8 protein-coding genes and 4 pseudogenes are annotated in these 11,873 nt (G+C 65.9%); 3 read left to right on the plus strand and 9 right to left on the minus strand.

Going from position 1 to position 11,873, the window contains the following annotated elements:
* Nucleotides 1-126 precede the first annotated feature (126 nt).
* The 4 genes and pseudogenes from ACWC21_RS10330 to ACWC21_RS10345 all read right to left on the minus strand — a co-directional run.
* Nucleotides 127-638, minus strand: a pseudogene (locus ACWC21_RS10330) (transposase); the annotation flags it as partial.
* A 102-nt stretch (nucleotides 639-740) separates the two neighbouring features.
* Nucleotides 741-4,199: a CHAT domain-containing protein gene (locus ACWC21_RS10335; RefSeq protein WP_450880101.1), complete on the minus strand. Its 3,459-nt coding sequence runs from the start codon at nucleotides 4,197-4,199 to the stop codon at nucleotides 741-743.
* Nucleotides 4,200-4,285: 86 nt separating this feature from the next.
* A complete protein-coding gene (locus ACWC21_RS10340; RefSeq protein ID WP_450880103.1) occupies nucleotides 4,286-5,869 on the minus strand; it encodes a CATRA conflict system CASPASE/TPR repeat-associated protein in 1,584 nt (527 codons plus the stop codon).
* Nucleotides 5,853-6,215, minus strand: a complete 363-nt coding sequence (locus tag ACWC21_RS10345; protein WP_450880105.1) for a CATRA system-associated protein — start codon at nucleotides 6,213-6,215, stop codon at nucleotides 5,853-5,855. Before ACWC21_RS10345 ends, ACWC21_RS10340 begins: the two co-directional genes overlap by 17 nt.
* A gap of 52 nt (nucleotides 6,216-6,267) precedes the next feature.
* On the opposite strand from ACWC21_RS10345, the pseudogene ACWC21_RS10350 reads away from it, so the two are divergent.
* Nucleotides 6,268-6,381 (plus strand): annotated as a pseudogene (locus tag ACWC21_RS10350) (IS5/IS1182 family transposase); the annotation flags it as partial.
* On the opposite strand, the pseudogene ACWC21_RS10355 reads toward ACWC21_RS10350, so the two are convergent.
* Nucleotides 6,382-6,843 (minus strand): annotated as a pseudogene (locus ACWC21_RS10355) (hypothetical protein); the annotation flags it as partial. It lies immediately after the preceding pseudogene.
* A gap of 142 nt (nucleotides 6,844-6,985) precedes the next feature.
* Here ACWC21_RS10355 and ACWC21_RS10360 point away from each other — a divergent pair.
* A complete protein-coding gene (locus tag ACWC21_RS10360) occupies nucleotides 6,986-7,450 on the plus strand; it encodes a hypothetical protein (RefSeq protein ID WP_450880107.1) in 465 nt (154 codons plus the stop codon).
* 321 nt (nucleotides 7,451-7,771) lie between these two features.
* On the opposite strand, the pseudogene ACWC21_RS10365 reads toward ACWC21_RS10360, so the two are convergent.
* The 3 genes and pseudogenes from ACWC21_RS10365 to ACWC21_RS10375 form a co-directional block, all read right to left on the minus strand.
* Nucleotides 7,772-7,951, minus strand: a pseudogene (locus ACWC21_RS10365) (alpha/beta hydrolase); the annotation flags it as partial.
* 9 nt (nucleotides 7,952-7,960) lie between these two features.
* Entirely contained in the window at nucleotides 7,961-8,179 is a 219-nt protein-coding gene (locus ACWC21_RS10370) for a DUF397 domain-containing protein (RefSeq protein WP_450880109.1), read from the minus strand.
* Complete coding sequence (locus ACWC21_RS10375; RefSeq protein ID WP_450880111.1) at nucleotides 8,176-9,024, minus strand: helix-turn-helix domain-containing protein; 849 nt, start codon at nucleotides 9,022-9,024, stop codon at nucleotides 8,176-8,178. Before ACWC21_RS10375 ends, ACWC21_RS10370 begins: the two co-directional genes overlap by 4 nt.
* 216 nt (nucleotides 9,025-9,240) lie before the next feature.
* Between ACWC21_RS10375 and ACWC21_RS10380 the strand changes: the two genes are divergently transcribed.
* Nucleotides 9,241-9,870, plus strand: a complete 630-nt coding sequence (locus ACWC21_RS10380) for an ATP-binding protein (protein WP_450880113.1) — start codon at nucleotides 9,241-9,243, stop codon at nucleotides 9,868-9,870.
* Nucleotides 9,871-10,518: 648 nt separating this feature from the next.
* Here the strand turns inward: ACWC21_RS10380 and ACWC21_RS10385 are convergent.
* Nucleotides 10,519-11,865 (minus strand): DNA cytosine methyltransferase, encoded by a 1,347-nt coding sequence (locus tag ACWC21_RS10385; RefSeq protein WP_450880116.1) that lies wholly within the window; start codon nucleotides 11,863-11,865, stop codon nucleotides 10,519-10,521.
* Nucleotides 11,866-11,873 lie beyond the last annotated feature (8 nt).

Raw genomic sequence — 11,873 nt, forward strand, 5'->3', positions numbered from 1 at the left:
GAGTCCCGCCGATCGGCACGCGAGTTTATGCCAGAGCCGATCGCCAAGCCGCGGTCCAAGAAAGGAAGGTGCCGGAACCTGCCACGTACGAGGGGCGCCCGCGACTGTCCGCTGAACCAGCGCTCTCTTTCCTGGCAGCCCCCGGCGTGTCCGATGCTGCCGCACGACGGGTGAGGGGTGGACGCGTTGGGGAGATGCTGATGACAGCGGCAGGCTCCGGCGGTCGACGACGAGGTGGAATTGCGATCCCTTCTTGCCGCGATCGGTCGGATTAGGTCCCGCCAGCTGCCCCCTTTGAGGGCCCGGACGCTGACCGAGTCGAGGCCGCACCGTGACCAGTCCAGCTCGCCCCGGGCACCGAGTTCATCCCGGACCAGGCGGTGAAGTTTGGCCCACACTCTGGCCTCCTCGGTCCACGCGGTGAACCGGCGGAAGGCCGTCACGCCCGACAGCCCGAAGTCTGGCGGCAGTCGGTTCCAGGTACAGCCCGAGGTGGCCACGAAGACGATGGCGGCCAGCACCTCACGGTCCCCTCGCCGCCAGGCCCCCTGAGGACGGACCGGCGCCGGTGGCACCACCCGCTGGACCAACGTCCACAGGTCCTCCGGCACCATCCGCCCGACAAGCGCAGCAGTCATCCGCCCTGACTGCCGCAAGATCGAAGCGCATCCGGTTGTGCCCTGACTTGGGCTCATCGGTTCGCCGGGCAACCGCACATGTCCTGGAGTTCGCAGAGTGGGTCACGGCCCGACATGGACATGGGCTGCCCACAAGGACGGCGTATCGACGTACCTGTCGCGTTGCGCGCGCATCGTGTGATGCAACGCGGTGGCTACCTTGTCGTCTTCGATTCTGTCCGTAAGGTCGAACAGACTCGCGTAGAAGCGGTCAGAGACCCGGGCGGCCAGCCTGTCGTTCACTTCCCACAGAGTGCCGATCACATGGCGGAAGCCGGCGAGTTGGAACGAAGAAGTGAGGTGAATCGCCTCATCCACAAGGCGGAGGTCTGCCGTGAGTGCGGTTCGGCACGCCGACAGATAGGCCAGCCGAGCGTGGACCAGGCTGGCCGAGGCGAGATCGGCGACGGACATCGGTGTCGTCTGGTGCCCATGGAGCAGTAGGCCACTGCGAGAAGGGTCCGCAGCATCGCTGACAGCGTGGCAGGCGAAATGTGCGATGGAGCAGTCGGCCAGGTGGGCAAAGACATTGGCCGCGGTGGCTAATGCATCGTGTGTGTGCTCCGAGCTGGTACCTGGATCGTCGGTGAGGACGACGTGCTGAGGCAGTCGCCTTTTGAGGTTCTCGACTTCCCTGCGTACGTAAGGCAGCGGGTGAGCCCCGGTTGTGCTCGCCATGGCCACGATCAGAGCTTTTCCAGGAGGAGCCGTTGGCGGGGTCGCTCGTCGCGCGTGGCTCAGGGCGCGGATCGTGGGAGTGTAGGAGGAGATGACGCGATCCATGGCGGTGTGGCCTGTCCTTTGTCGGTGGCGGCCGGCAGCATGGATAGGCAGTAGACCGAGCGGGCCTGCGGGGACCCACCAAATCCGCGGCAAAGCCGCTCCCTCCGACGGTGATCCGAGGATCTCCAGCCGTTCGAGGACAGGTGCTGCAGCCGCTTCCCACAGCCATTCCAGGACATCGTGCAGCGCATCCTGCGCACGGTTCTGTTCGTCTTGCCCAAGGTCGGGATCGTGGACGTCAGCAAGCGATGTGTGGAACTGGAAGAGCATTTCGCTGACTTTTTCCACAGTGAGCGAGGGCAGTTCGATGCTGGTGACTCCTTGTGTCCGCACGAGAATGGCGTCGCTGCGGTGCGGGCTGACGTTGAGTACCGCGATGGGACCGTGGTACGCCTCCTGCACGAGTTGTTCTGTCTCGGGCGGGAGATGGAAGGTGTGGAAGCCGTCGAGCCCGCGAATCTCGCCGACGGTTTCGGCGAACTGAGCAGAGAGCCCGTGCCGGTCGAGGAGCACGTGTGTCGGTGAATCCGTTGCCGGCGCCGTGCTGTCGAAGTGCGTGGGTACTGCGGAGTCGTGCAGCTGGTCGCGCAACATCGCATAGCGGGCCGCCAGAGCGGGATGTCGCTGCCGCAGATCCGTCAGGTCGCTGCGGGTGTCGAGAGTCTGGCTGAGCAGCACTGTCCTGCCTTGCTCCAGCAGCCCCAGTGCGCGGGCGGCGCCGGCTTGACCATGGGCGGCCAGGGCGAGCGCAGCGGCATCGCCAGCCAGTCCCGAGAGGCTTCTCAGGGCGTGCTGCTGGTCGACACGAGCGAGTCGCCGCGGGACGGCGTCCGGAAGCAGACGCACGGCGTTCTCCAGGAGCTCGGCGGCGTAAGGGGTGTCGCCCCGGGCCTGGGCCAGTTTCGCGGCCGACCCCGCTGCGTTGATCCTCCAGGCGGGGGCGCCGACGGTGTTCGACGCGGCGGCGAAAGCCTCTGTCGCCGCGTCCAAGTCCGCGGGGTCCGCGCTTTCCTCGCCACGTATCCGGAGAGCGCGCCCCAGGTTGTACTGGTGGACGACCCGGTAGGGATCGGTTTCGGTTCCGGCCTGCACTGCCGCTCGGGCCGTTTCCACTGCCTCGTCCAGGCTGCCGGACTCCCCGCCGGTGCGCTGGTGCTGGAGGCGGAGGGTGTCACTGAGGTTGGAAAGGCACAGCACGTGGAGGGGGTGGCCAGGAGGCGCCGCGCGAACGGCCTGGCGGCAGATGTCGACCAGCTCCTCCAGATCGGACGGTCGGCTGGCGGGTGTGTCGGCCCGGTGTCCGAGAGCGGCGGCCAGGGCGGAAAAGTGCATGGCCCGGTTGGTATAACCCTCGGGGGTGAGGGCGACGGCCTGCCTGCCGGTCTCGATCGCTTCGTCCAGGTCCGCCGGATCACCGAAGCGCTCGAAGCGCCTCCTCAGAGCCCCGCTCAAGTTGGAGCAGAACACACTCGCCTGCGGCCCGGCCCCGCTCGGCGGCGTGACACTCCGGACGGCCTCGCGAAGGTGCTCGATCGCTTCGTGGAGGTCGGCCTGCGCGCCGGTGCGTACGAACCGGTCACCGAGCGCTGCCCCCAGGTTGGAGAGACATGCCGCTCGACCGGAGTCCTCACGGGGGATCAGGCTCACCGCCTCGCGCAGCAGGGGAACGGCCTCGTCGAGGAGCTCCTGCCGGCCGGTGATGTCGAACTGGTTCCGCAGGGATGCTCCCAGATTCGACAGGACCGCTGCCCGGAAGAGGGCGTCGTCCTCGGGGGCGGCCTCCAGCGCGCTACGGCTCACCGCGACGGCCTCGTGGAGATACCCGGGCTCCCCGGTATATTCGAAGCGTTCCCGCAGAAGCATGCCGAGGTTGCCCAGCAGCCTGGCCCGCGCTGGATCGCCGTTGTCGAGGTGTGTGGGGTGCACTGCCAGCGCATGCGCCTCAATGGCCTCGTCGAGGTGCTCGGTCGTCGCGCTGCTGCGGAACTGCTCCAGCAGGCAGTCCGCTAGGTGGGCCCGGTACATCGGCCGGCCCGGGTCGTCGGGATGCGCAGTCCGTACGGCTTGGCGGAAGACGGTGACTGCCTCGCCTAGTGAGTTCCGGCCGTCCGTGTCCTCGTGCCGTGCCTGTATTGCTTCGCCCAGGGCGTGCAGGTATCCCGCCCGGTTGGGATCCTCGGAGGAGACCCGCTGCACGGCTTCCCGGGCGACGGTGATCGCTGCCTCGAGATCGGGCTTGCGTCCCTCCTTTTTGAATCGCAGCAGCAGGGCTTCACTGAGTTTGGCCAAGCTGAAGGCACGGGATGCGCCGACCATGGGGGGCGTGGCTTCTACAATGCGGCCCCACAGGACCGGAACGGCGGCGCACAAATCGGGGCCCGCTTCTTCCCGCATCTTCTGGAGCATAGCCAGCGCGACGGGGACGGCGGCACGGGCGATCAGAGGCAGCAGGAGCCCGGGCAGCGGTATGCCGCCCGCCACGAAGCACGGCACAAGGACCTGTACCGCTGCCTCGATTTCCTCGTCGTTCGGGCGACCCTCGCGCTGCAGTGCCCACGACCTGTACCAGTACAGGGAACCGAGCGTGGTTCTCGGGTCACCGACCTCATTGTCCCGCAATGCTTCTGCGAGTCGGCGGGCATCGGCCAGCGCCTCCGGTTCCAGTACCGCCGACAGGTCGCTCTCCGTCTCGAATCGGCGGACACGCGCGGCAACGGCCGCAGCGGGGTCCTCCCGCATGCTTCTCCCTCCGCGCACTCAGCAGAAGAACATTAGTACCTTGGTAGGCGAACCAGGAGCTCTCAGCTGACTTGGATAGCTATCGGTCAATTTCGGTCACCTGTGTTCAGGCGGCGGTGCATGATGAAGCATCCACAACCGAATGCAGGCACTGTCACAGCCAGCGTCAGCACGACCGGCGAGGACCTGCCGGTGACTGCGTACATGAGCACGGTGACGGCCAGCCAGCCTGCGGCGGCGCCGACCAAGCCGGCGAAAACAGCGCCGGCTCGCCTCCGTCCGCGGCCCTGTCCAGCAGTCTGCGACGGGGCAACGAGCCACAGCACCATGCTGCCCAACAGGAGGGCGGCCGCACCGAGCAGTGCGATGAGGGCGGGAATCGCGGGACGGGGTAGCAGGGGAATCCGGTACTCGAAGGTCTGTGCGGCGGCCAGGACCATCAGCACGGCGCCGAGAAGAGCCGTCTGCATCAGATTCGTCTCGTTCTGCCGCCGCTGGAGGGCGTCGGCCCGGTCCTGGACGATCTCCCGGCGCCGCTGCACGGCATGCTCCGCCTCGGCCGCCACAGCCGCCAGCGCATCTCGTGCGCGTTCCCGGTCCGCTTCCAGGTAGACCAGTTCGTCGGCCAGGTGCTGGACGAATCGGCCGGCCAGAGCGATGTCCTCCGCGAACACGCCGGGCTCGTCGGCGGACAGCCCGGCATCGTCCCTCAGGACACGGATATTGGCCTCGGCGATCTGTGCCGTGGCGCGCATCTCCCTCAAGCGGGTGATCCGCTGGGTGAGACCGGCGGAGCCGGCGGTGAGCGCCAGCAGCCGGTTGCGCCACAAAGCCAATTCGTCGCCGCGTGCGTCCGGCTGTGACTCGTCGACGGTCGGCGGGGACCGATCCAGAACCGCCAGCGCGGCGTCCACAATCGCTCCCACGTCGGAGCCCGAGTCCCTGTCGTGCGTCGCGCGCACCCTGATCTCATAGCGGAGCTTGGCCGCGTTGGCGAGATACCGGACGAACGCCGGCGGTGCGCTGCTCCCCTGGCTCCAGAGCCAGCGCTCGACTTCTTGCGGCTCGCTCCCACGGTCGACGGCAACAGCGACGAACCGGCGTAGCTGTCGGGTCTCGGAGGTGTCACCCGCCTCCCACAAGGTGACCGGCGGGCGGACCACGTCGACACCGGGCCCCAGACGCGGCAGCGGATCGACAGAAGACAGACCCGACAGGATCGACTCCTCCATCAGACGGGTGTTCACCGGGGACCCGTCATCCGCGGCACAGTAGGCGACAAGGAGCCGGGCCTCGCCGACGGCCCACTCTCCCGTCGTGCCGACGACTTGCGCCCATCGCCGGTCCCATTCCGCCCACGACGCCTCGGCAGCCGCGGCGGGCGAGAGCGCCACCGACAGGCACAACAGGTCATGGTGTCGTCGCAGGATCGCCTGCGACAAACCGTCGCGGCTGCGCCGCGCCCCCAGTCCTGCAGTCGCAGGCAGACCCGCCAGCTCTTCGGGGAGCACGTCGGGCAGTCCGGTCGCCGCTACGGGAAGCGTCATACCGAGATCCGTCCCGAACGCCTCCCACGCGCGGCGCAGCCGCCGGTACGACACAGCAGCACGCCGTCCGGTCGTGGCGGTGAACAAATGGACGACCAGGGACTTGTCAGTGAGGGTCGTCACCGGTCGGCTCATCCTCCACGCGATCACCATCCCCGGCTTCGCTCCGCAACGCGTGTACCAGCCGGTTGGCTCGTTCCAGCACGTCGTGCGGTGCGGGCTCGCCCTCCTCGCCGAGCGGTGTTCGGATCCTGACGGGCGTCGCAAGTTCCAGCTGTCCCGTCGCGGCGTTCAGAACGTCTGCGTTCCCCGACCCGACCGCGCTCTCCATCCGGTCCAGCGCACGCCTCACACGTTCCCACCCCGTCGCCGTCAGCACCAGACCGGTGATCCCGGCCACCGCCTCTGCGGCTTCGCCGTAGTCCTCGGCACTGCTCGCCGCTACAGCCCCTTGTTCCGGCAATTCCATACCTTCAGAGGGTAATTGAGTGGGAGGCGGGCACTGTCGACTTCCCGAGCGGATGGTGCCGGAGGACCTGTGGACGTTGTTCCAGCGGGTGGTGCCACCGGCGCCGGTCCGTCCTCAGGGTGGAGGGCACCGGCGGCGAGGGGACCGTGAGGTGCTGGCCGCCATGGAAGTCGTCCTCGCGCACGATGTTGTGCTCCTGGCAGTCGGTGCACTGCCGGAATACAACCCCGTGGGTGAAGCCGGAAGGCCGCCGGAGCTCCACAGCGTCGAGAGCACGGGCGACCTCAGGCCAGGAGTTGACGTCTGGGCAATACCCGGTGGACTGGTTGCTGACATCGCTCACGGTCCACCGGTCTGCCTCGCGCACGAAGCTGACCTCGCCGGTACTCAGAACCATGGCTCCGCCGGCACGGGCCACGTGCTCGCTTCACCGCGGCGCCAGCCGAAGCACACCATCCATACCGACCACGAAGGTGCACGGTTCGGCCAGCTCCACCGCCGATTGCTCCGCGATCCAGCCACTGAAGTCAGCCGCCGAGGCGATCCGACGCCCGCCGTCACCAGGCCGGACCGCGGCTTTCAGCTCGATCGGTCCGACATATCGATAAGTCCGCCCCCGCCCACTCACGTCAGCCAACCTAGAGCATTTCCGACACGCGCCTGAGGGATGTCCCGGAACTGTTGATCGTCATCTGGTGACGGCATCGTTGTCGCCGAGGACTGATGACCAGTACGTTCGTCTCGTAGAGGTTGGGGCGTCTGGGGGTCCGGTGCTGGACGCGTTGGTGACGACGGCTGCTGGGGCCCTCTCCGCCACGGTGGGCGTTTTGATCGGCGGTATCGTCACGCGTCGCGCTCAGGACCGTCAGTGGCTACGTGACCAGCAGCTTGTCGCCTATCAGGAGCTGTTCAGTCACTACGCCAAGTTCACGATGGAACTCAGGCGAGCACATGGTGACCGACGTGGATGGGATTACGACTGGGGTGAGTGGAACGCGGCTTTGATGCGCGTAAGCCTGGTCGCCTCTCCTCAAGTCGCCACCGAGATCGATGACTTCGGCCGTGTCATCAACTCCTTCCTGGACCAAGTGGCGCGGCAGCGTGACCCGGTGAGTCCGGAGGAGTTCGAGCAAGCCAGACAGGCACCTGCCGAGGCGCAGGTGAAGCTGGTCAACGCCATACGGCGATCACTGAGTCGTGATCAAAGTGGATTGCCCTTCGGAATCGGTGAGTGAGAGACCGGCCGCGGGCTCTCGCTGCCTCGGTGAGATGGGGCGGCCGGGGGAAACGATCTCGTCGTAGCTGGTGTGATCAGGGCGTCGGAGCCGTCTTGGACAGCCCGTTCAGCGGACTGAGCCCGCATACCGTCCGCAAGCTGATCACCGCTCTAGGAGGAGACGGCGTCGTTCCGGCTGTTCGTGGCTTCGGGCGGCGTGGGCCCTGCCGAGTTGGCAGGGCCCACGGCACAAGCGGCCAAGGAGTGCCGGGGCCCTCCCTTGACGAGCCGCAACCTGGTCGGCGCGGCATACCGTCTGCTCGTGGCCTGACGCCCGGCATCACTTCAGCCTCAGGTGCCGGGTGAAGAACTGCGCAGCGGCGCCCCCCGCGAACTGCGGGACGCCCGCGTGCCCGCCCGTATGGGCGTGCAGGGACTCTTCCCTGGAGCCGAAGGCGTCGAACAGGTCCAGGGCCGCCTGCCGGTCGTTGCCTTCGTCGTCCCACTGCAGCAGGACGTGCCTCTAACTTCACGCGTCGTCGAGGACTTCGCGCCGCAACGTATCGATGAACGCCTGCCAGGCATGCTGCCGAACAGCCACGACAGGCCCATCCCGGTGCTTGGAATCGCGCACGAGCGTGCCGTTACCGGTCCACGCGCACTCGACGCACTCGCCACCGGCGCCGTTGCTGTACGACGACGTAAACCACACGGGTCTGTTGTAGCCAAGGGGCCCTGCAATGCTCACCTTGCGTATTCCTTCACGACCGTCTCGATCAGTTGGGCCGAACGCTGAGGGCTCAGAGCCGCGGCTCGGAGGCCGTCGAACGCGCGGGTGTATTCGCGAACATGATGCGCGCCTTCCAAGTAGACAGCATCGGTGATGCCGTCCCGGTAGACGATGTCCGGATCCTCCGGAGCCGGAAAGCCCAGCATGGTGAATGAGCCCGTAGCCGGATATGTGCCGGAGTCGAAGGGAAGGACCTGTACGGTGACGGCCGGCAACCGGGCGGCGTCCAGCACACGTTCGAGCTGTTCACGCATCAGCGCACGGTCGCCGATGACGTTGCGCAGAGCGCCTTCGTTCACGATGAACCAGGCTTCGGGAGCGTCGGGCCGCGTCAGCATGGCTTGACGCTCCATGCGTACCTGTACGGCCCTGTCGATGTCCTCGGTCGACATGTGCGCGCCGGTCTTGTGGAGTTCGGAGGCGTAGGCACGGGTCTGCATGAGGCCCGGAACCAACTCGCACTGGTACTGGCGGAAGGCGGACGCGTCCTGCTCCAGGCCGATGTAGATGTTGAACCACTCCGGGACCCCTGAGCCGTGGATCTGCCACCAGCCCCTCACCTTGGCCTGACGTGCCAACGACTTGAGGAACTCGCGCAGTTCGTCGCTGGTCCCGTAGAACCGGCACAGGGCATCGATGTCCGACGGTTGCACCCGGCCGCTACCAGTCTCCATGCGATTGACCTTGGAGCCGCTCCAGTCCAGAGCCCGGCCGACCTGGGCACAGGTGAGAGCGCTTTGCTCACGGAGCTTCTTCAGTTCGATCGAGAGGCGACGCCGCCGCGCCGTCGGTGATCCGGCCACATCAACCCCGTTTCGGATAGCGGGCGTTCAGTCTCGCGCCAAGGGGTGTGCTTGCCAATCACTCGGAAGTGGGATTCTCGTCGTGCACATTGCACGAAGGGATTAGCTCGTCGCACTCTGATGGCAACGCAACTCATCGTGATCCCCCGTGACGCTGTGTGGCTCACGGGGTGTCGCCCTGCGACGAGAGGGGTTTTCATGGCTCAGGAAGCGTGCATGACACGCAAGCCGTGGGACCTAACCTTCACGGCCGAGCCGATGGAGGTGGCAGCCCTACGTCGGGCCATGCGGCTGCATCTGGGCATCTGGGGCTTGCATGAAGTCATTGACGCAGCCCAGCTCTGCGTCAGCGAGTTGGCGTCCAACGTCATTACACACGTCGGCCCTGGCACACCGGCCACACTCGCGGTTTCGATGAACGGAGTGCATCTGCGTATCGAGGTCCACGATCCCGACACACGCGCCCTGCCTACTCTCCTGGATGCGAACGTCGACTCGGAGGGCGGGCGCGGCATGGCTCTCGTTGACGCGATCGCCGCCCGCTGGGGTGTGCAGCTCCGCTTCGACCGGAAAGTCACGTGGTGCGAACTGGCAACGGGTCTCGCATACCCGAACGGCCACGTAGCAGGCCCTGGCGTGCAGCGGGCCGAGGCCGTGTTGGAGTTCTACGCTGGTGCCAAACGTCCGCTTGACCCCGCCCCTGGAAGACTCGGGAAGGCGATGGCCGAGGAATCGGTGATCACAGTCATTACCGACTTCCTCCACTGGCTTCGTGCCCACGGCTGCGACATCGATGAGGCCTTGGATCGCGCTCAAACCCGCTGCGACGCTGAACTGGGCCGCTGATGCAAACGAAGGGCTTCATGCGTTGAGCACCTGACGTAGGAACCCCGCTGAGGCGTCGTTGTACGCGGCGGGCACAAGCGCAACATGCAGGCCACCCAGTACCCCGTGCCCTGGGGAGGGGTGGCCCTGCGTCAGGCGCAAGCCATTGCTCGCTACCCCATCGCAGTTGTGCCACAGCACGGGAGTGGATCGAGAGGAGATGTTTTTGGGAACACGGCAACCGCTGCCTCGCCGGCAAGGGTAGCTTCCCATGAAGAGGAGCCGGGGAAGCGCCCGCTCCGCCGGAGCACGGAGCTGCATCTGGCGCCAAGGGTGTTCGGCGTGAAGCCATTCAAGGAAGGCCAACGTCCGCGTACAGGCTCGTGCTTCTGTCGCTGTCTGACGCACCGGTGTGAGGCCTCAAAGCATCGGACGGCGCGTTCGCCGCCCGAGGGTCACCGCCAGGCCGTTCAGTCACGCCTGCAGGGGGCGTCTACTTGCGAGAAGATGATCACTTCAAGTGTGTGACGTGCATGGAGTTCGACCCGGCAACGATCAAGCACCTTGGTGTGCAAATGTACTCAACTCTCCCCCTGGTCATGTTTGAACTCATCGCCAACGCATGGGATGCAGGTGCCGGCAAACCGGGGGCGTCAATGGCTGGCTGAGTCAGTCACGCATGTAGGCGTGAATCGCCGCCGCGATGGCCTTCCCCAATGGAATCGGTACTGCATTTCCAATCTGTGTGGCAATCTCCGTCTTCGTGCCGCACCAGCGAAAATCCACGGGGAACCCTTGGATGCGAGCCGCCTCAAAGTGCGTGATGGGCCGATTCTCTGACGGGTGGAGGTAGCGCCCCTTCTCGGGCTTGAAGAACTCCGTGCGGATGGTAACCGACGGTTCGCCGAGGCGAAGCCTGCCCATGACATCGCCGGTGCCGGAGTTGTGCTTGTCCCAACTGTCGGTCGAGAGGTATCCGACAGTCGTTCTCACACCGGGAGGCTTTGGAGTGTTGAAGTACTTGAATTCACCAAATTCGTCCTGGGTGTAATAGCGGCCACTTAGGTGCTTGCGGTTTCCGCCAGGAGGGATGGCGCCGTATCGCGCCAGGGAGAGTGTCTCCGGGTTTCGGCCGAAGTGGAGATTCTCGGTGTTGAAGATCCCGGGGAGCTCGCTTTTCAGTTCGGGTACGTACTCTTTTATGTCGGGAAGGTTCCCGAGTGTGCGCTTGGATGACTCGCGAAAGATGTCATCTACGGCTTCCCAGTACGAAATACCTGTGTCGACACCGTCGAGAGGCCGATGTGCCGGGGTGGATCCGCTTTTCGGGCGACGGAAGTGCGATCTGACGGGGTACTCCATCGTGCGGCCGTTTTCCACATCGCGGCGAACGCCGATGACGATAGCTCTGCGGCGAGCCTGCGCGGCACCGTAGTCCGCAGCGTTGAGGAGGTAGCGCTTGTTCTTTTCTTCATCGGAGTCGGTGGGCTCATGGCCGGGGGGATCCACGAGTCGGTACTCGGCGAGCTTCCCCCCCTCCTTTACTTCGTTGAGCAGGTTTCGAAATTCGTCCGACTTCAAAAAGCGGTCCACGTTTTCAATGACGAACACCTTCGGGCGGATTTCCGCCACGATCCGAACGTACTCCTCCCAGAGGCGGTTGCGTTCAGTGCCCTTTTTCACGCGGTTCAAGGCCGAGAAACCCTGGCACGGAGGGCCCCCGACGACGACGTCCGCGTGGAGTGCCTCCGGAGTCGGCTCCCACGCCTCGATGTCTCCGACGTGCACACGAGCCGCCGGCACCCGCTTGTCCTTGCGGAGCTGCCCGAAGTTCACCGCGTACGTGGCCGCTGCGGCACGGTTGTGTTCGACAGCCGCGATGCTGTGAAAGATCGGCCCATCGTCGTTTTTTCCTGTGGGCCGGAACTCGTGGAACCCCTGAGTGAAGCCCCCGCAGCCGCTGAAGAGGTCTACGACGGTGATGGGTTCGGGGGTGGCGGAACGGGGCGTGAGCATAGGCCGAT

Source organism: Streptomyces sp. NPDC001348, from assembly GCF_053597535.1.

Bases quoted from the DNA above. Each gene is read 5' to 3' on its own strand.
- ACWC21_RS10335 (WP_450880101.1), bottom strand. From the start codon at position 4,199: ATGCGGGAGGACCCCGCTGCGGCCGTTGCCGCGCGTGTCCGCCGATTC.
- ACWC21_RS10345 (WP_450880105.1), bottom strand. From the start codon at position 6,215: ATGGAATTGCCGGAACAAGGGGCTGTAGCGGCGAGCAGTGCCGAGGAC.
- ACWC21_RS10380 (WP_450880113.1), top strand. From the start codon at position 9,241: ATGACACGCAAGCCGTGGGACCTAACCTTCACGGCCGAGCCGATGGAG.
- ACWC21_RS10385 (WP_450880116.1), bottom strand. From the start codon at position 11,865: ATGCTCACGCCCCGTTCCGCCACCCCCGAACCCATCACCGTCGTAGAC.